A 21,003-nucleotide genomic window follows, 5' to 3' on the forward strand; every position below is an offset into this window, starting at 1 on the left:
GCACTCGGCTGTTAACCGATAGGTTGGAGGTTCGAATCCTCTCTGCGGAGCCATTTACTTAGAATATAGCGATAGGTTTTACCTATCGTTTTTTTATTTTATACAATATTATATATTTTGAATATGTAGTAGGAACATACAGTCTGTGAAGTAGATGTTCTTATCTTATGACCATCTAAAGGAATATTCATTCTATATTTAAACTTGTAAAAACATAATGCTACGGATAATTTTAAAATATTTATATACAAAATATTTTAAAATGTACTCTATTTAAGAAACTATAAAAAAGCATATATTAAACTTAAAAAATGTAAAATGTATTCCATGTAAATGATATTAAAAAAAGACTATGATAAACTAAGGAGATGATGTCTGTATTGTACAGGAGTCATCTCCTTTAAATTATAATTATATATGATGATTAATATAATAATCCATTTATTTAGTTTATCAAAAGTTTTACACTTCTTAATTTTACAAATATCTTAAAACTATCAATTGAAAAAAGCCCATACCTAGATGTATATTTCCTTTTGTTAACTATTAAAACTTAGCGATTGTAACAGAGTTAATTTGAGCTAAGTTAATAAAGAAATAATTGGAGAATTGTAGAGTATTTAAGTTTTTTAATTCTACAATTTACACTGAAGATAAGGGGGAGAGCAAGGAAATATAATGCTTTCATATGCGTATTTAATTAATATTTGAAGAAAATTATAAATTTACCTGTAAAAATAATTAAATATTGTAAAGAAATGAATAATGAGTACGATAATAAGATATAGAAATAAAAAGTAAGGAGTGATAAGATGAAAAAAAAGATCATTTCTATAATATTGATTTGTGCAATATTATTCACATCAGCTATTGTAATTCATAACAATAAAAAGATAACAGATAGTAATAACAAAAGTCCTCAGTCACAAGCCATTTTATCTGATGATAAAGAATCTGATTCTCAACTAGATAATCAAGATGAAAATAAACAACAAAATGAAAAAGAAGATAAAAAACAAAATATTATAGAAGAAAATGAAGATGGTACAGAAACAATTATTAAAAATAGTAATATTAAAGATCTTAGTGAAATTAAGGACTTGGATAAAATATCATCCTTAGAGATTATTGATAGTGATATAAGTGATATAAGTGCAATAGAAGGTAAGGAAAATATTACGACTTTGAAAATAGTACATAACAATATAGAAGATCTAAAAATTGTATCAACTTTAAAAAATCTTAAAAACTTAGAAATTATAGATTGTGGTATAGATGATATATCCATGGTTAGTGGACTAAATAAGTTGGAAAGATTAGATATAAGTAATAATGAAATATCAAACCTAGAATCAATAAAGAATTTAACAAATTTAAAAGAATTATATATGTCTAATAATAAAATAAAAGACCTAGAGGCAATTTCAAGTGTAGAAAATTTAACAAATTTAGATGTAAGTGATAACAGTATTGAGCATATTAAATCTATAGAAAAGCTTACGAATATTAGGGAGCTCAATATTTGTAATAATGATATTTCAGATTTAGAAGGTTTAAAAGATATGAAACAAATTACAGGGCTTTGGGCAAGTAGTAATAAAATAGGGGATATATATATACTTAATGATAAAAATGAAATAGTAAACTTAGGACTTGATAACAATAAAATATCAGATATAGCTACAATAAGTAAATTGAAAAAACTAAAATCACTTAAACTAGATAAAAATAATATATCTGATTACGGATCTTTAAAAGATATGTATAAAGATTTAGTAGATCCAGATTTCTCGATTTAGAGGGAAAAATTTTCATTATTTTAGATTTTCCATTCTCAAATTTAAACTTCATATTTAGAAAGTTTGTGGGTTTTAACAATAATTGTTAATTGCCAAATCTCAATTAGAATGTGGCTTAGCCGCTTTTGTTTCAATGTTTTAAGCTTAATCATAAATTAGAATGATTAGTTTAAATATAATATTTTATAAATATAAGGGGGGAATGGTGATGAAGCGTAAGCTTTTATCAAAAGTATTATTAACTGCTTTTGCAGTTACAGGTGTTTTAGCCATACATGAAATAAATGTTAGTGCAGCTCCAATAAAAGATGCACAAATAAACCTAACCCAACCAAATGGGCAAGCTATTGAGTGCTATGCTTCAGGGGACGAGTTTTATAACTATTTGCATGATTCAAATGGGAGAGCAATAGTTAAAGATGAAAAAACAGGTTACTATGTTTATGGTAAGTATGTAAAAGACAAAGTAATGCCATCAAGAGAAAGAGTAACAGAAGAAAAATCTGAGGCCTTAAAAGATATCAAGACTGATAGTAGGGTTAATATGGGTGAAGTTAAGGCGCCAATGGATGAAATTGAAAAGCAAAGAGAGATACTTGGGGCTAATAAATCTACTCAAAGAACAAAAAATATTGGAAAACTTAATAATATAGTTATTTTCATAAAGTTTAGCGACCAAGGTGAAATAACAAGAAATTTTTCAATATATGATAGACAATTTAATGCACAAAATCAAGCATCTTTATCTAATTATTACAAAGAAGCATCATATAATCAATTAGATATTAATACAACATTTTATCCAAATCCTCAAGGAGATAAGGTTTTAAGTTATACTGACAGTCATCCAAGAAGTTATTATGCAAATGTTTCCCAAAATGAAAGAGGAATGAAAGAACAAACGTTGCTTAATAATGCGGTAAATGCTGTTAAAAATCAAATCCCTAAGGACTTAAATATAGATTCGGACAATGATGGCAAGGTTGATAATGTATGCTTTATAATAAAGGGCGCAACAACTGGATGGTCATCACTTCTATGGCCTCATAAATGGGGTATGTATTATCAACATCCAGAGATAAATGGTAAAAAAATAGATACTTATAACTTTCAATTAGAAGATTTTATGGGGAATAATGGCGTAGGCGTTTTGAGTCATGAAATGTTCCATACATTAGGAGCTCCAGATCTTTATCACTATAATCATGACGGGAAAGTTGCTGTTGGACCATGGGATGTTATGGATCAAAATAATTCAATTCCACAATCAATGGGAACTTATATGAAAATGTATTATGGAAAATGGATAAATAATATAAATGAAATAAATAAACCAGGTAAGTATTCAGTAAAAGCAATAAATAATCAAGCTGATAATAGTTATATCATAAAATCACCAAATTCAACTTCAGAATATTTTGTGGTTGAGCATAGAAAAAAACAAGGTCTTTATGAATCAGGATTACCAGGACAAGGATTATTGATATACAGAATAAATACAGCTTTCCAAGGTAAAGGTAATTCAAATAGTAATGATGAAATATATTTATATAGGCCTTCAGGAACATTGAACAGTAAAGGAAATTTAAATAGCGCAGCTTTAGGAAGTAATAAGACAAGTATTTCTTCAAGTGAATTATTTTTATCAGATGGAAGAGATAGTGGAATAAGATTAGAAAATATAAGTATGTCAGGAGATATCGCTAATTTTAATGTTGTCATAAATGGACAAACTGGAGAAACCGGTGGTGGAGAAGATGGTGATAAAAAGTTACCACTTAAATATGTAGTAAATTTTGATGATACTAAAACAATAATGAGTGATTTAGAAATAACAGGTGAGTGTGTATCCGGTAAGAAAGTTACTAGTGTAGATATATATATAAACGGAGGAAAATATAAATCTGCTGAACGTAGTAGTTTGAATGATTATCAAAATAAATATAAAGGTTATGATTTATCACAAGCGGCATTTAAATTTAACTTAAATTGCTCAGCGTGGGGTGAATCCAACTATCCATATAGAATAATTGCAACAGCAAAAGATGGACAAACAACGACACTTAAAGAAGGAAATTTGATCGTCAGAAAACAGACTGGTGGTACAGAAACTGAACAAACTAACAAATGGAAACCTGGTACAAGTTACAAAGTTGGTGATATAGTTACTTACCAAGGAAATAAATATAAGTGTATTCAATCTCATAGAGCTATAGTCAGTTGGGAACCAACAATAACACCAGCACTTTGGGGAAGAATGTATTAAAATATGGAGGAATAACAATGAAGCGTAAATTTTTATCAAAAGTATTATTAACTGCCTTTGCAGTTACAGGTGTTTTAGCCACATATCAAATAAACGTTAGTGCAGCTCCAATAAAAGATGCACAAATAAAATTGACTCAACCTAATGGACAGGCTATTGAGTGTTATGCTTCAGGGGACGAGTTTTATAACTATTTGCATGATTCAAATGGAAGGGCAATAGTTAAAGATGAAAAAACAGGTTACTATGTTTATGGTAAGTATGTAAAAGATAAAGTAATGCCATCAAGAGAAAGAGTAACAGAAGAAAAATCTGAGACTTTAAAAGATATTAAGACTGATAGTAGGGTTAATATGGGTGAGGTTAAGGCGCCATTGGATGAAATTGAAAAGCAAAGAGAGATGCTTGGTGCTAATAAATCAACCCAAAGAACAAAAAATGTTGGAAAACTTAATAATATAGTTATTTTCATAAAGTTTAGCGACCAAGATGAAATAACAAGAAATTTTTCAACATATGATAGACAATTTAATGCACAAAATCAAGCATCTCTATCTAATTATTACAAAGAAACATCATATAATCAACTAGATGTTAATACAACTTTCTATCCAGAGGCTCAAGGGGATAGAGTTTTAAGTTATACTGACAGCCATCCAAGAAGTTATTATGAAAATGTTTCCCAAAATGAAAGAGGAATGAGAGAACAAACATTACTTAAGAATGCTGTAGATGATGTTAAAAATCAAATTCCAAATGATCTAAATGTGGATTCAGATAATGATGGTAAAGTTGATAATGTATGCTTTATAATAAAGGGCGCAACAACTGGATGGTCATCACTTTTATGGCCACATAAATGGAATATGTTTTATGAAAATGCAGAGATAAATGGTAAAAAAATAGATACTTATAACTTTCAATTAGAAGATTTTATAGGGGATAATGGTATAGGAGTTTTAAGTCATGAAATGTTCCATACATTAGGTGCACCAGATCTTTATCATTATAATTATGATGGAAAGGTTGCTGTTGGACCATGGGATGTTATGGACCAAACTAATTCTATTCCACAATCAATGGGCGCTTATATGAAAATGTACTATGGAAAGTGGCTTAGTAATATAAGCGAAATAAATAAACCAGGTAAGTATTCAGTAAAATCAATAAATAATCCAACTGATAACAGTTATATTATAAAATCTCCAAATTCAACTTCAGAGTATTTTGTGGTTGAACATAGAAAGAAACAAGGTCTTTATGAATCAGGATTACCAGGAGAAGGATTATTGGTATATAGGATAAATACAGCTCTTCAAGGAAGAGGTAATTCAAATGGTAATGATGAAGTGTATTTATATAGACCTTCTGGAAGCTTAAATAGTGTTGGAGATTTATCTAATGCAGCTTTAGGCTACAATAGGACAAGCATTAATTCAAATGAATTGTTCCTATCAGATGGAAGCGATAGTGGAATAAGTTTAACTAATATTAGTACATCAGGAGATACTACTAATTTTAATGTTGTTATAAATGGACAATCTGGAGGAGAAGATGAGGATAAAGACTTTCCTCTTAAATACACAGTAAATTTTGATGATACTAAATCAATAATGAGTGATTTAGAAATAACAGGTGAATGTGTTTCAGGAAAGAAGATTACTAATTTAGATGTATATATAAATGGAGGAAGATTTAAGCCGGCTGAACGTAATAGCTTAAATGATTCTCAAAACAAATATGAAGGATATGATTTGTCACAAGCAGCATTTAAAATCAAATTAAATTGCTCAATGTGGGGTGAAAGTGATTATCCATATAAAATAGTTGCAACAATAGAGGATGGACAAAAGATTACTCTTAAAGAAGGAGATTTAAAAGTAAGAAAACAAGATACAAGTGAAGATTTGGTTTTCAAAGGCCAATTTAATTTAGGAGATTGTGAAACATTAAGCGGTGCTAGAACTTTAACAGGTGAATGTGTTTATAAAAAAGGTATTAGCGGGGTTAAATTATATGTTAATGGATATGAATATACCTATGCAGAAAGATATGCAATATCAGATCCAGATCATAAATATGATGGATATGATTTATCAAATGCAGGCTTTAAATTTGATTTAGACTTCTCAAGATGTTACAACTGTGATTATCCATATCAAGTTGTAGCTGTAGATTCAGAAGGTGTTGAAATATTAATTAAAGAGGGATATTTAAGAATTAGAAATTAATATGTAGTAAAATTTTAGTTTTTAATGATGTAATTATACTAAAGTCATTCCTTATGATATATTTGTGTTTTTCACAGACATATCATAAAGGGATGGCTTGTTTGTTTTTAAGGAACATTCAAAAAAAATTGTGATTTAAGGAAATTATTAATTATATTAGTTCTTTTAATAAAGGATTATGTATAAACATTTAATATGAGAAGAAAAGAATTATAGGTCATTATCATAAAACAATATGTTAAGGAACATTCAGAAAATAACAAGTCAGTATGCTAGTCTATTTTCTGAATATACCTAAAGAAATATATACAGATATGAAGAGAATTTTAATTATTTTGAAAATTGAAAAAATAAAAAGGAATTTTTTCATGTTAAAAGAAATATAATATTAAGTCCAAAATATTATCAATGCTAGGAGGGGTAAAAATGAATGGCTATAAATCTGAAAACCTTAGAAACCTAGGAATTATAGGTCACAGTGGAGCAGGAAAAACATCACTTACAGAGGCACTTCTTTATTACACAAACAATATTGATAGATTAGGAAAGATAGAAGAAGGGACTACTTTAAGTGATTTTGATCAAGAAGAGAGAAAAAGAAAAATATCTATATCTTCTTCTGTTGTACCTTTTGAATGGGACAATACTAAAATAAATTTAGTAGACATTCCAGGATATTTTGACTTTATAGGCGAATCTATTCAAGGTATGAGAGCCGTAGATGTAGCTATGATAGTTGTATGTGGAGCATCTGGCATACAAGTTGGAACAGAAAAAGCTTGGAAGTATGTAAATAAAATAAAACTTCCAAGGACATTTTTTATAAATAAATTGGATAGAGAAAACAGTGATTTTGAAAAAACTTTAGCTCAACTTAAAGAACGCTTTGGAATGTCTGTTGTACCAATACAATACCCTATAGGGAAAGAAAATGAATTTTCTGGGGTTATAAATGTTATTTCAAGAAGAGCCAGAATATATAATGCTAAAACACATAATATTGAAGATTCGGATATACCAAGTGATTTAATTGAAAAGGTTGATGAATGTAAACAAATGATAATGGAGGCTGTGGCAGAAACTGATGAAGTTTTATTAGATAAGTATTTTAATGATGGAGAATTAAGTGATGAAGAAATCTATGCTGGTCTTATTAAAGGATGCGCTAGTGGTGAAATAGCACCTGTTATGTGTGGATCTGCATCACAAGTTATTGGTGTTAATACATTATTAGAAGATATAGTTGAATGTTTCCCTTCTCCAGAATATGCAATACCTCAAAAGGCTTTAGATGTTAATAAAAATGAGGAGAAATTTATAAATCTAAATGAAGAAGATCCTTTCTCTGCATTAGTGTTTAAAACAGTGGCAGATCCATTTGTAGGAAAATTATCTATGTTTAGAGTTATAACAGGAAAATTAAAAGCAGATACTGTTGCATACAACTCCAATAAAGAGAAAGATGAGAAAATAGGAAGTTTATACTTTATGCGTGGAAAAAATCAAATTGCTACTAAAGAGGTTATTGCTGGTGATATTGGAGCAGTTGCAAAACTTCAATATACAACTACTGGTGATACTTTATGTAGCAAGAATTTTAATATAGTTTATGATAAATTAAATTTCCCTGAGCCAGTTATATCTATGGCATTATTACCAAAATCCAAAGGTGATGAAGATAAAATTTCATCAGCTCTTACAAAGTTAGTTGAAGAAGATCCAACACTTATAATAACTAGGGATTTAGAAAATGCTGAGACTATAATTTGTGGAATGGGATCAACTCACCTAGAAATAGTAGCAACAAAAATTAAAAATAAATTTGGAGTAGACGTTACTTTAAGAACTCCGAAGATACCATATAGAGAAACTATAAGAAATATAGCAGATGTTCAAGGTAAACATAAAAAACAAAGTGGGGGACATGGACAGTATGGAGATGTATGGATAAAATTTGAGCCAAGAAAAGATGGTGATGAATTACAATTTGTTGATTCAGTAGTAGGTGGAGTGGTACCAAGAAATTTCATACCAGCAGTAGAAAAAGGATTGAAAGAAGTTATACGGCATGGGGTAATTGCCGGATATCCAGTTATAAGACTTAAAGCCACATTGCATGATGGATCATATCATCCAGTAGATTCTTCAGAGATGGCATTTAAAATTGCAGCTTCACTTGCCTATAAAAAAGGTTTAGAAAAAGCAGAACCAATTTTATTAGAACCTGTAATGCATTTAGAAGTTACGGTTCCAGATGAATATATGGGTGATATAATAGGTGACATAAACAAGAAAAGAGGAAGAGTTCTTGGAATGGAACCAGTTGACGATGGACAAATGGTTATAGCAGAAATTCCTCAATCAGAAATACAAAATTATGCTACAGATTTATTATCAATGACACAAGCAAGAGGAAGTTTTAGATCTTCTTTTGAAAGATATGAAGAAGTTCCAGCATCAGAAGTTGCTAAAATAGTTGAATCTGTAAAAGAAAAAGAAGCTTAAAATAAAAACAAAGGAAATTCACATGTATGAATTTCCTTTGTTTTTTACTAAATAATAAAGTTATTATTTCAGTTAAAATAAAGAATTTTGTATAATTTAGTTATATTATAAGAATATTTTATATTAATTGAGCATATATTAACAGTAGGCACATTCAAAAAATAACAAGTCAGTATGATAGTCTATTTCGTGCTTAAGTTAGTTGAAAATTGAGGTTTGAAAGTTGAGAGTAAAGGATGGAATCTTCTTAGGAAGATTTCTAAAATATATAAAATTTTTTAGAAAACCTTTGGTTTTCAACCGCAACCTTCAACTTTCCACTCTCCACTCTCAATTAAAAAGTGAAGTAGCTACTTTTGTTCTCTGGCACAAAATATACATTGTATCTTTGATTTGTTATTTTCTTTTATCAGCCTTAATAGGAACTACTTTTCCAATAATACTTTCAGTGAGGAGATAATTTATGTCGGACTATAGATTGGATATTAAAGGAACTTTAAATTTGAGTGATTTTAGCAACATCTATGATTATATTGGAATTGTGGATTATAATGATAAGTTTACCCTTGCGCTAAATCATATTGAAGAAGAAAATATAGGCATTATATGTGAAATGCTACAAAAGCAAAGTTTTTCAGTAAATCATATAGGACAGAATGAAGATGGAATTTATTATATAAAAGCTTGTAAAAGTTAATGCATATCCATTAATAAGTATGTTAAAATATTAATGTGAAAAATTTTTTATATGTACATGAGATTATGGAGGTTAAATATTAATGGGTAATTATGTCATAGGTATAGACTTAGGTGGAACGAAGATTCATGGAGCTTTAGCAGATATTGAAGGTAACGTTATATCAAGTCAAATAGTACCAACAGAAGCAAGCGAAGGTTCTGAAGCTGTTCTGGATAGAATAATAGGAGTAATAGAAAAAGTTTTAGAAACAAGTAATAAAACTATAGAAGATATTAAATGCATAGGATTTGGTTCTCCAGGACCATTAGATGCTAAAAATGGAATAATAGTAGATAGTTCTAATTTACCATTTAAGAACTTTAATTTGATAAAACCGATAAAAAGTAAATTTAATGTTCCGATTTATTTAGACAATGATGCAAACGTTGCTACTATAGGAGAATTTATGTTTGGTGCTGGAAAAGGCACTGAGAACATGGTTTATATGACTGTTAGCACAGGTATAGGTGGCGGAGCTATAATTAATGGAAAATTATTTAGAGGAAATACAAGCAATGCTTTAGAGATAGGACATACAACAATTCTTCCAGAAGGACCACAATGTAACTGTGGAAATCATGGATGTTTAGAATCCTTAGCTTCAGGAACAGCTATAGGAAAGAGAGCAATAGAAGCTGTTGAAAGTGGATTAGATACAAATTTATCTAAATATGAAAAGGTATCTTCATATGAAGTTTTTGTAGAGGCTAAAAATGGAGATGAAGTTTCAAGAGATATACTTCATAGAAGTTTAACTTACTTAGGAATTGGAGTTGCAAATGTAATAAATACATTTGATCCAGAGCTTATTGTTATAGGTGGCGGAGTAAGTAAAGGCGGACAAGTAGTATTTGATAGAATTAATGAAGTAGTAAAGGAAAGAGCACTAAAAGCTATGGCTGATAGTTGCAGAATAGTTCCAGCAGGGTTAGGGTCAGATGCTGGAGTTATGGGAGCTGTTGCCTTAGCAATATTAGAAAGTAAATAATTAAAAATAAAATATATTTATACAAAACAAAAATGTGTAGAGATTTCTGCACATTTTTGTTTTACATAAATATATGATTTCCATTTAATTATCCTGTAAAGATTGATTTATCTAGACTTGTATTTTACCTTTCAGTACATAACAAACAATTCCAATAAGCGGCTTAAAATCATGAATTTTAATTTTAATTTTTGAAACCTAAGGACAGGAGCAATAAGCTTGGATGACATATGTAATGTAATTCCAAATCTCATATATAAAAAGGATTTATTAAGCGTGAAAGAAAGTGAAATTCCAAAGGCCCCAGGAATGAAATATAGACACTATGCACCAGATGTACCAGTAACATTGGTCGAAGGAGATTATATAAAGACTTCTAAATGGATTAAAGAAAATGCAAATCAGAATGATGTTGTAATTTGTTTTCAAGAATTTTTAAATGATTTTAAGAATTATCAATATATATATAGTTTAGGAAGCTTTAAAATGTTAAATATAGCTGCACAAAATATATTTGATTTACTTAGAGAATGTGATAAATTGAATGTAAGTCATATTTATGTACAAGCTCCCAATAATAGTGGTTTAGGGAATTCTATAATCAATCGTTTAGAAAAAGCAAGTGCAGGAGATATTATTCATATATAAATTATATCGGTGATGGCTAAAATATTGCAAAACTTGTAGTGGACAAAAATAATAGTGGAAGTTATTACATATCTTTAATAACTTCCACTATTATTTGCTATATGAGCTACCTTTAAGGTACGTTTTTATACTTCATCAATATTATTATCTATATAGAATTGTAGTAGTTTTAGCTTCCATAGTCCAGTTAATAAAACTGCTGGAAAGCTTACAATAGCTGTATTATAATAGGTTGTATATTCATTATAAAGTAGCTTAGAATCTAAAATAATATTTTCTGATTGTTCAAGTTGCTCTAATATTTTAGAAACATGTTTATCCGCTTTTAAATCCGGATAACTTTCTACTGTTGCCTTTAAATTGCTTAAACATTTAAGCTCTTCATTTCCAGCAAATCTTTCTGAATTTACACTTCTAGATACTGCTACTGACTTTTGAATATCACTTTCATACTTAAAAAATTCTAAGACAAATTTTTCAGCTTTTGATAACAGATTTTTTTCACGCTCTTTATATAAACTAATATTACTATATAAAGAAGTTGTAGTTAATTCTAATCTTTTTAAATAGTTATATTCTGATATGAGTTCATAAGTTATTGTTGTTATTAATGAAAGTATAGTTGCTATAAGTCCTTGTGTATCAGTTGGTTCTCCTGATTCTACAATGGCCATAATCATTAAATAGAAAAACCACCCAATAAAAAAACCACATATAAATGATATTAATCTTTTAGTATAAGTTCGTTGTTTAATTTTTTTCATTTTAATATACTCCAATTTTAAAATATAAATTTCCTTTTTTCGACTAATTGTATAATAATTTGCACTTGACGTCAAGAACTAATTCTATATTTAATATATCTACTAAATAATTTTCCTCGAATTTTTTACAAATAGAGGATATAAAAAAATCCACTTAGTCAGTACTTTGAAATATTATAGTCAAAAAAAATTTATATTACATATGTAAAAAATTCTAGTATATAAATTACAACAATGAGTAAAATAAGAGTGTTGAAAACAAAAGATGAGGAGGAGTTAAAATGGCGAAAAAAGGTATGAGAAGACCAGATGTAAGTGATCCTCATGGAACAGAAAGCAATAAGAAAAACAAATTTCCTAAAAATACTATGAGTCCCGTTCCAGAAATTCAAGGTAAAGCAAAAACAGGAAATAAAAAGGCTAATACAATGCATGTAGATTACTTTGACCACGAATAGAGGATTAAGGAGGAGTTTTCATGTCTAAAGATAGTCAAATAGATAAAAAAGAAGATAGAATGAAAAAATGCAATTATCAAACTCCATTAACAAGAGAGACAGCTAAAAATCATAATAGAACAAATAAGAAGCAATCAGCAGGTACAAATTGGCAAAGTACACCTTAGCTAAAGGATTCCTTACTCTTATTATATGAATACACTCTTAAAAAATATGAATACCACTAAAAAGTATGTAAATATCCTGTGATTTTGCTATAGATTTTAGCTTATTTATGTGTATAAACTTTAATGCTACTAGTTATATGGTGGTATAAGAGCTTTATAAACCACTAGATAAATAATATCTTACTCCGAAAGATATAAAATCTATAGCCTGATAGCTTAATATTGATTTTAAGAGTAAGGAATTTTTTCATATAAAGCTGTTCAGTTAAGTCTGAACAGCCTCCAGTATATAGTTTAAAATTAGAATATTCCGATGAAGAGTGATTGCATATGCAATCACTTTTTGTTTTTTACTTTATAGGATATTATAAAATTTAAAAAATATAATTTAGAGAAAATCTGTGATTTTCAACCTTATATTTAGGAAGTCTGTGACTTCTAACAATAACCGTCAATTGTCAATTAACAAAATGGTGTGCCCTTTTGTTGTTTGCTTTAGAGTAAAATGAAATTAATCATCTAAAGACAGATGTAATTACAAAGAAAAATTTACAATGAAATAGATTTAAAGATGCTAATATAAAAATACATATATAATGAAGAAAATATATGCATAAACTATTAGAGATAAAGAAATGATATAATTATTTCTAAATATAAGGCACATTCAAAAAAATAACAAGTCAGTATGCTAGTCTATTTTCTTTCATGTACCTAAAGCAAAAACCTAGTATGATATAATTAATAGAAAAGATTTACATTAAGGATGTGAAAAATATGAAAGCTGAAATTATAGCTATAGGAACAGAATTACTTTTAGGCGATATTGTAAATACTAATGCTCAATTTCTAGCAAAGGAATTGGCCACTTTAGGAATAGGTGTATATCGTCAAACGGTAGTAGGAGATAATGAAGAAAGAGTTTTAAGTGCATTTAAATCTGCATTTGAATATTGTGATATCATAATAACAACTGGAGGCTTAGGGCCTACACAAGATGATTTAACAAAGGAAACTGCATCAAAATATTTTAATAAAGAACTTGAATTACATGAAGAAAGTTATGATTTTCTAATAAAATATTTTGAGAAAAACGGTAAAAAACTAAGTGAAAATAATAAAAAACAAGCTTATTTTCCTAAAGATGCAATAGTATTAAAAAATAAAAATGGTACTGCACCTGGATGTATAATTAAAGGCGATAATAATAAAGCAATAGTTGTATTACCAGGGCCACCAAGAGAAATGAAACCTATGTTTAAAGAGTCAGTGCTTCCATACCTTAGTAAGCTTACTGATGAGATTTTAGTTTCTAAGGTACTTAGAGTATGTGGTGTTGGGGAAAGCTATATGGAAGAGCTGGTAAAAGATTTAATTAATAATCAAACAAACCCAACCATAGCACCATATGCTAAAGATGTTGATGTAGTACTTAGAATAACAGCTAAAGCAAAAAGTGAAGAAGAAGGATATAAATTAATAGAACCTATGGAGAAATCCGTTAGAGAAATATTAGGTGACAATATTTATGGAGAAGGAGAAGCACCCTTAGAGCATGTTGTTGGAAAAATGTTAGTTGATAAAAATCTTACAATTTCTACAGCAGAGTCATGTACAGGTGGGCTGGTTTCTTCTATGCTTGTAAGTTATCCTGGTATATCAAAAGTTTTATTAGAGGGAGCAGTTACGTATTCTAATGAAGCTAAGATGAAGCGACTAGGAGTACAAAAGGAAACTCTAAATAATTTTGGTGCCGTAAGTGAAGAAACAGCAAAAGAAATGGCAAGTGGAATTGTAAAAGCAAGTGGAAGTGATATAGGAGTATCTGTAACAGGAATTGCTGGACCAGGTGGTGGAAGTGATGAAAAGCCAGTTGGACTAGTATATGTAGGTTTAAGTATAAAGGGAAATGTTAAGGTTAAAAAGTTTACCTTCCAAGGTGATAGAGATAAGGTTAGAACAAGAACAGCCGTAAATTCTTTGGATTGGTTAAGAAGAGAGATAATGAACCTATAAATAAAGTGATAAGTGGTTATTTAATTAGTAAAAGTTAGGCATAGAATAAAAATAAATCCCTCTATTTTACTAGAGGGATTTACTAGGAGATTATATAAATTAAAAATGGGGGAGAGGCTAATATAAGAAAGTGAACTTATATTAGCTGGTTAACTAGTTCATTAGTATTCTTGACTGATTTTATAGTAAATATACATTTAAATTTATATATAATATATAAATTTAAATGTATAATAAAAAATAAGTTTAAGGCACATGAAAGAAAATAACAAGTCAAAGATGTGATGTATCTCATATAGGAATCATTGAAATATTCTATAATAGAGATCAAGTGTTTTTAGTTTTAATTGAAGTGTAGTTAAAATATTTAAAATTAATTTATAGTATGGAGGTCTTCATGGAATCAGGAATAGTAAAACCAGCATTTAAAGGTAATTTATTTGCCTTAACGTTAGTAGTTTTTCAATTAGTAGCAGCTCAGTTTATAATACCACCCCTAGCAAAACAATTTGGATTAGGAACTGTAATGATATTAAATCAGTTTATATTTTTAATTTTACCATTAATTATTTATTTTTTATTTACAAGAGAAAATTTGAAGAAAACATTAAAATTCAACAAAGTATATGCAAGTGAAGTATTGATAATGATATTAATAGCACTTTTAAGTCAGCCAATAGCAGGGATTTGTGCATATATATCTAGTTTCTTCTCGGAAAATGTTGTGTCTCAAGTGGTTCAGAGTCTAAATGGAATTCCTTACTTTCAATTAATATCAATAATGGCAGTAACTCCAGCTATATGTGAAGAGTTAACTATGAGAGGAGTAATTCTAAGTGGAGCTAAAAATCACAACATAATTAAGGCAAGTATCGTGAATGGTCTTATATTTGGAATGATACATTTAACTGGCTCACAGCTTTTATATGCTACATTTCTTGGAATAATATTTGCTTATATAGTTAGAATAACCAATAGTATATTTTCAAGTTGCATAATCCATTTAGTATTTAATGGATTCAATATGAGCGTGGGATATTTTAGTGGAAAGCTATTAGAGAATCAAGATATAGCATCTCAAGTAGAGGATGCAGCAATTAATTCATCTTCAATTGCTGAAATTATTTTTCTAGGACTTATAGCAATACTAGCTGTATATATAATAATTTTACTTATAGGCTCTATTAAAAGGAAAAGAATAAGATTAGAAGGGGAAGAGGTTATGAATTTAAGAATTTTAGGCGATCCAATAGCTGCAAAAAATGATCCTATAATCAATTTACCTTTCATAATTTTAGTGTTACTTTATTTAGTAATAATGTTTTTGCTATGATTAACGAATAAAGACAATTGTTAATAAATATATGGAAAAAATGAAAAATATATAAAATAAAACACTTTATATTGAAAAAATATTATATGCATGATATAATAAATAAAAAAATAGTAAATTAAACCCCTACTTATTTTTTTATAAATTTTAGAGTCTTTAAGTTATATAAATCCCCACAAGAATTAAAGGTCTGCTGAAGAAATTCAGCAGACTTTTATTTTTTTTACATAAACTTTTAAGTAAACATTATTTTACAAGTTAAAGATTAATGAACTTTCAAATGAAGAATTATACATACCAATATATAATTCAATTGATGGTAAATTATATCACTTCCTCAAAGAACCTAAACAATACAGTTGTAATCATGTCTTCACAATAAGTCATAGTTCTATTAGCACTTTTACACCATGAGTCTGAATCATTAAGAATTAATGGGTATATTCCAAAAGGTTCTATTTTTAATTCTTGAGCAGCTAAACTATTTCTGTAACTATTTGATGCACTCTTATCAGCAGCGACATTAAGAAATTTATTAAAAGATTCACTAAAACATAAATCATACATAGTTCCGAAGTTAATAGTATAATAAGTTCTATGTTCATCCGCCCATTTTTCATATACAACATGATTTGTTATAAAGGCAGGGGAACTAGAGCTGTGGTGAGGCTCATTTATATCAGATAAATAGTGCAAAGCTCTTCCAAGTTCAGAAAAACTAGTGTATTTATCGGTAGGATAAAGGTCTTTTGCATTATTTAGGTGTTCTATGAATTTAGTTTTTGCAGTTATATTACCAAGTAAATAGTTTTTGTTTGTGTAAGGGTTATAAAAATGGTGGGCATAAAAAGGATAAGTTTCATCTATATCAGGTAAATCACACCCTTCTAATAGTTTATGGGCATATGGATATATTAAATTTTCATATTTATTACCTTTATCATTAATTAAAGTTTTTATGGCAACAGAGGTTAGATACTGATGAGTATGATCTATCCCTCCACTCTGCCATCTACTATCTTCATTAGAATGAAAGGAAAACATGAACGGTTTTCCTTTACCAAAAACTTCGCTTTTACCTGAGGTTATATCATCTATAAGAGACTTATTAAATTCAGGATATGTATCAGTAATAGCAATGCTAATTAATGGAGAATAACTTAAGAGTATAATTCCTAAGGAACAAACTACTTTAATAAAAAATTTTTTCATAATATCACCTCAAGGATAGTATTTCCCCAATTTTACAAATATATTTTATTAAATATCCATTGAGGGTATTAAGATTTTACAATATAATATATAAGAGAAATCTTAACGTGTGAAGAAGTGGTTTAGTGACAAGTTGAAAGTGACAAGTGATAAGTTGGGGAAGTTTTTCTTCACGTTGTTTAGAAAAATTAATAATTTAATTTTAGATTTTTCATGAAGAAATCAACTATCATTGTCAATTTTCCATTGTAAATTATCAATTTGACAAATGTGGTTATAAAAAAACTAACAGAGTATATATAAGTATAATAATTGTGAAAATAAATTAAAAGCTTTTATACTTTTGAAATTTAAATCAATTAATATAGAATACAAATTTAAGGAGAAAAAAACATGAGTGTCTTAACAGTTAAAAACATGAGTCATGGCTTTGGTGATAGAGCTATATTTGAAGACGTATCTTTTAGATTGTTAAAGGGTGAAAAGATAGGTCTTATAGGAGCAAATGGTGAAGGTAAATCAACCTTTATGAATATAGTTACAGGAAAATTAATGCCAGACGAAGGTAAAATTGAATGGAGTAATAGAGTAAGAGTTGGGTATTTAGATCAACATGCTGAATTACAAAGAGGTCAAAGTATAAAAGACGTACTTAAGGGAGCATTTCAATACTTATTTGACATAGAGAATGAAATATTGAAAATATCTGATAAAATGGCAGAGGCAACACCAGAAGAACTTGAAAAATTATTAGATGATATGGGTAGTCTTCAAGATATGTTAGATCATAATGGTTTTTACGTAATAGATGCAAAGGTAGAAGAGGTTGCAGCAGGTCTTGGACTTAAAGATATAGGACTTGATAAAGATGTTATGGATTTAAGTGGAGGTCAAAGAACTAAGGTTTTACTTGCAAAACTTCTTTTAGAAACTCCAGATATATTACTTCTTGATGAGCCTACCAATTATCTAGATGAACAACATATAGAATGGTTAAAGAGATTCCTTCAAAATTATGAGAGTGCATTTGTATTAATATCTCATGATGTGCCATTCTTAAATAGCGTAATAAACTTAATATATCATGTTGAGCATTTAAAGCTTACTAGATATGTAGGAGATTATGAAAACTTTAAGAGAATACATGAAGCAAATAAAAAGCAATTAGAATCAGCTTACGAAAGACAGAAACAAGAAATATCTAAGCTTGAAGAATTTGTTGCAAGAAACAAAGCTAGAGCTGCAACTGCAGGAATGGCAAAGGCTAGACAAAAGAAACTAGATAAAATAGATAGAATAGAAATTGCAGGGGAGAAACCAAAGCCACAATTTGATTTTAAGGTTGGAAGAACTGCAGGAAAACTTATATTTGAAGCTAAGGATTTAGTTATAGGATATAATGAGCCACTAACTAAGCCATTAAATTTAACAATGGAAAGAGGTCAAAAGATAGCTTTAGTTGGAGCTAATGGATTAGGAAAGAGTACATTACTTAAGAGTTTAATGGGATTAATACCTGCTTTAGAAGGTGAAGTTAAAAAGGGCGATTATTTAGAACTTGGATACTTTGAGCAAGAAATAAAGGATGCCAATTATAATACTTGTATAGAAGAGGTTTGGAATGAGTTCCCAGGATACTCTCAATATGAAGTTAGAGCAGCTCTTGCAAGATGCGGATTAACAACAAAGCATATAGAAAGCAAGGTTGTAGTTTTAAGTGGTGGAGAGCAAGCTAAGGTAAGATTATGTAAACTTATAAATAGGGAAAGAAATGTACTTATCCTAGACGAGCCAACAAACCACTTAGATGTTGAGGCTAAGGATGAGCTTAAGAGAGCTTTAAAGGAATATAAGGGAAGTATATTACTTGTATGCCATGAACCTGAGTTTTATGAAGATGTTGTAACAGATGTGTGGAATTGCGAAGATTGGACGCTAAAAATTATATAGTAGTTCCATAAAAAGAGTTAATATTAAATTTTGTGTATTATAAAGAAATAAAATTTTTTCACAGAGATATAGAGTGGCAGTATAATTTTACAATATATGTTGGAGGTTAAAATGTATGATAGAATGTCAGTTATGTGAAGAGTATTTCAATGAAGAGGATATGACAGAATGTCCAGAATGTTTAAAGGAAATGTGTGAAAGTTGTTATGAAAGGCATGTTCCTATTTGTTTTTATGTTTCAGAGCATGATAATAGCGATATTGATAGTGAGTAGATAGTATTTACGAGCATAAAGATAATTATGATTATGGAACTATATGTGAGGATTGGACAACAAAGATTTGCTAACAATTCCATATTAAAAGAGCTAGTTGTCTAAACTAGCTCTTTTAATATCCCCTACACCAATATTATACCATATTTTGAACTAAAGATATAGACTTACAATTTATGTTATATACCTTTATAATAGGTTTATTCCTATTTTTAAGGGGGAAACAAGATGAATAAGTATAATGAAAACAGAACTCTTATGAAATCCTCAATGTCTGATTATAATTTAATCTCTACTGCGGATATAGCAAATGGTATACCACAGCCACCATTTCAAAAGCCTATTTCAGATGACTCCATATTAGTTGACTTGCCTCCTGTAAATTCAATGACAGCTCCAAAAGCAGATTTTTTTGAATGTACCACCAGTAGGATTAGCAGAAGAATGTATTCAGAAGAACCTATAACTATTGATGAGTTATCATTTTTGCTTTGGTGCACACAAGGCGTTAAAAAAGTTATAGGCGGTTATTGGAATTATTTAAAAGATGGTTCTGGTAGAAATTATCTTCGACCTGTGGCAGAGGGGGGATGTATACCTGCTTATGAAACATATCTTGCTGTGAACAATGTATTAGGTGTAGATAGCGGTATTTGGAGGTACTTACCTTTATCCCATCAACTCATCTATGTAAAAGAGGTTGAAGATTTACCAATGAGCATTTCAAATATTTTTACTAATCCAAGTCAAAATCAAAGTTATACTGAAAGGGCAGGAGCAATATTCTTTTGGGTATGCCGTCCATATTATGGAGAGTGGAGATATAAAGAAACTTCTCATAAAATTATGCTTATTGATTTAGGACATATCTCCCATCAATTATATCTGGCTACTGAAGCGGTAGGCTGTGGATGTTGTGCTATAGGGGGATATTATCAAGATAAAGCAGATGAGCTTATAGGTGTAGATGGAGATGATGAGTTTACAGTTTTGTGTGCTTCTGTAGGACATGTAATTCCAGAAGAAAAAAACTGGGTGGATAGATACCCGGATATTAGATAGGCACATCTTATGTACTCTTTGCTGAATAACTAAATTTGTATAATTTTCATTATTAAGAGCTAGAATAAGTTCTAGCTCTTATTTAACTTTATATAATATTATGGAGTTTGAATTTATGCATAACATTAACTTACCACTTGTCGCTTAAAAACGGCGTGTTATCCTCTATGTATTTTTTGAAAACTATTTTATGGAGGTCATTTAGATTTCGTTTGTAAGAAACTTAAGTGATTAATAAATTACTTTAGTATAAAAAACAAAATAGCGCTAAATGGTTGTATATATTTACATTTAGTTTTTTTTAAAAGAGGGTGACAAATAAGCATAATAATTCTTTATATTTATGATAGGAGGGATTATTTATGAATGAAAATATATTAAATTTAGTTGCAACTCAAGGAGTTTTTGCTGTATTGTTTTGCTATTTATTATTTTATGTGTTAAAAGAAAATGTTAATAGAGAAAAAAAGTATCAGGAAATAGTACACGAACTTACAAAATCATTACCTGATATGCAGAAAGATATTGTATATATAAAAAATACATTAATAAAGATATAGAAATGTTGAGTGATTGAAGTCACTCAACATT

The 21,003-nt window shown here is 29.0% G+C and carries 17 protein-coding genes; 15 read left to right on the forward strand and 2 right to left on the reverse strand.

Features of this window, described 5'->3' with window-relative positions; all coding sequences use genetic code 11:
• Window positions 1–812 precede the first annotated feature (812 nt).
• From BM119_RS15785 to BM119_RS15815, 7 genes are all read left to right on the forward strand, one after another.
• Window positions 813–1,799: a leucine-rich repeat domain-containing protein gene (locus BM119_RS15785; protein WP_090042693.1), complete on the forward strand. Its 987-nt coding sequence runs from the start codon at window positions 813–815 to the stop codon at window positions 1,797–1,799.
• Between the two features lie 208 nt (window positions 1,800–2,007).
• Window positions 2,008–4,065 carry a M6 family metalloprotease domain-containing protein gene (locus BM119_RS15790; protein ID WP_090042694.1) on the forward strand — a complete coding sequence of 686 codons (2,058 nt, stop codon included), beginning with the start codon at window positions 2,008–2,010 and terminating at the stop codon, window positions 4,063–4,065.
• A gap of 17 nt (window positions 4,066–4,082) precedes the next feature.
• Window positions 4,083–6,296, forward strand: a complete 2,214-nt coding sequence (locus tag BM119_RS15795; protein WP_090042695.1) for a M6 family metalloprotease domain-containing protein — start codon at window positions 4,083–4,085, stop codon at window positions 6,294–6,296.
• 426 nt (window positions 6,297–6,722) lie between these two features.
• Window positions 6,723–8,801, forward strand: coding sequence for an elongation factor G (fusA, locus tag BM119_RS15800; RefSeq protein WP_090042696.1), 2,079 nt, complete (start codon window positions 6,723–6,725; stop codon window positions 8,799–8,801).
• A 463-nt stretch (window positions 8,802–9,264) separates the two neighbouring features.
• Window positions 9,265–9,498: a hypothetical protein gene (locus tag BM119_RS15805; RefSeq protein ID WP_090042697.1), complete on the forward strand. Its 234-nt coding sequence runs from the start codon at window positions 9,265–9,267 to the stop codon at window positions 9,496–9,498.
• Between the two features lie 82 nt (window positions 9,499–9,580).
• Entirely contained in the window at window positions 9,581–10,528 is a 948-nt protein-coding gene (locus BM119_RS15810) for an ROK family protein (protein ID WP_090042698.1), read from the forward strand.
• A 219-nt stretch (window positions 10,529–10,747) separates the two neighbouring features.
• The gene (locus tag BM119_RS15815; RefSeq protein WP_177199455.1) at window positions 10,748–11,176 is read left to right on the forward strand and encodes a Sua5 family C-terminal domain-containing protein; all 429 of its coding nucleotides are present in this window, start codon (window positions 10,748–10,750) and stop codon (window positions 11,174–11,176) included.
• Window positions 11,177–11,301: 125 nt separating this feature from the next.
• On the opposite strand, the gene BM119_RS15820 is transcribed toward BM119_RS15815, so the two are convergent.
• On the reverse strand, window positions 11,302–11,940 hold the full coding sequence (locus tag BM119_RS15820; RefSeq protein WP_090042700.1) for a LemA family protein: 639 nt from the start codon (window positions 11,938–11,940) through the stop codon (window positions 11,302–11,304).
• Between the two features lie 281 nt (window positions 11,941–12,221).
• Between BM119_RS15820 and BM119_RS20015 the strand changes: the two genes are divergently transcribed.
• The 4 genes from BM119_RS20015 to BM119_RS15830 all read left to right on the forward strand — a co-directional run bounded on the left by BM119_RS20015 (window position 12,222) and on the right by BM119_RS15830 (window position 15,914).
• On the forward strand, window positions 12,222–12,398 hold the full coding sequence (locus tag BM119_RS20015; protein ID WP_177199456.1) for a hypothetical protein: 177 nt from the start codon (window positions 12,222–12,224) through the stop codon (window positions 12,396–12,398).
• 20 nt (window positions 12,399–12,418) lie between these two features.
• A complete protein-coding gene (locus tag BM119_RS20020; protein WP_177199457.1) occupies window positions 12,419–12,565 on the forward strand; it encodes a hypothetical protein in 147 nt (48 codons plus the stop codon).
• Window positions 12,566–13,342: 777 nt separating this feature from the next.
• On the forward strand, window positions 13,343–14,581 hold the full coding sequence (locus BM119_RS15825) for a competence/damage-inducible protein A (protein WP_090042701.1): 1,239 nt from the start codon (window positions 13,343–13,345) through the stop codon (window positions 14,579–14,581).
• A gap of 397 nt (window positions 14,582–14,978) precedes the next feature.
• Window positions 14,979–15,914, forward strand: coding sequence for a CPBP family intramembrane glutamic endopeptidase (locus BM119_RS15830; protein WP_177199458.1), 936 nt, complete (start codon window positions 14,979–14,981; stop codon window positions 15,912–15,914).
• A 324-nt stretch (window positions 15,915–16,238) separates the two neighbouring features.
• On the opposite strand, the gene BM119_RS15835 is transcribed toward BM119_RS15830, so the two are convergent.
• Window positions 16,239–17,126, reverse strand: a complete 888-nt coding sequence (locus BM119_RS15835; RefSeq protein ID WP_090042703.1) for a phospholipase C/P1 nuclease family protein — start codon at window positions 17,124–17,126, stop codon at window positions 16,239–16,241.
• A 393-nt stretch (window positions 17,127–17,519) separates the two neighbouring features.
• On the opposite strand from BM119_RS15835, the gene BM119_RS15840 reads away from it, so the two are divergent.
• The 4 genes from BM119_RS15840 to BM119_RS15850 all read left to right on the forward strand — a co-directional run bounded on the left by BM119_RS15840 (window position 17,520) and on the right by BM119_RS15850 (window position 20,972).
• Window positions 17,520–19,076, forward strand: a complete 1,557-nt coding sequence (locus BM119_RS15840) for an ABC-F family ATP-binding cassette domain-containing protein (protein ID WP_090042704.1) — start codon at window positions 17,520–17,522, stop codon at window positions 19,074–19,076.
• Between the two features lie 115 nt (window positions 19,077–19,191).
• A complete protein-coding gene (locus BM119_RS20025; protein ID WP_177199459.1) occupies window positions 19,192–19,350 on the forward strand; it encodes a hypothetical protein in 159 nt (52 codons plus the stop codon).
• 228 nt (window positions 19,351–19,578) lie between these two features.
• Window positions 19,579–20,412 (forward strand): SagB/ThcOx family dehydrogenase, encoded by an 834-nt coding sequence (locus tag BM119_RS15845; RefSeq protein WP_090042705.1) that lies wholly within the window; start codon window positions 19,579–19,581, stop codon window positions 20,410–20,412.
• Between the two features lie 362 nt (window positions 20,413–20,774).
• Window positions 20,775–20,972 (forward strand): BhlA/UviB family holin-like peptide, encoded by a 198-nt coding sequence (locus BM119_RS15850; RefSeq protein WP_090042706.1) that lies wholly within the window; start codon window positions 20,775–20,777, stop codon window positions 20,970–20,972.
• The last annotated feature ends 31 nt before the right edge of the window (window positions 20,973–21,003 follow it).

It is taken from the genome of Clostridium frigidicarnis (genome assembly GCF_900111985.1).
Lineage (GTDB): Bacteria > Bacillota > Clostridia > Clostridiales > Clostridiaceae > Clostridium_Z > Clostridium_Z frigidicarnis.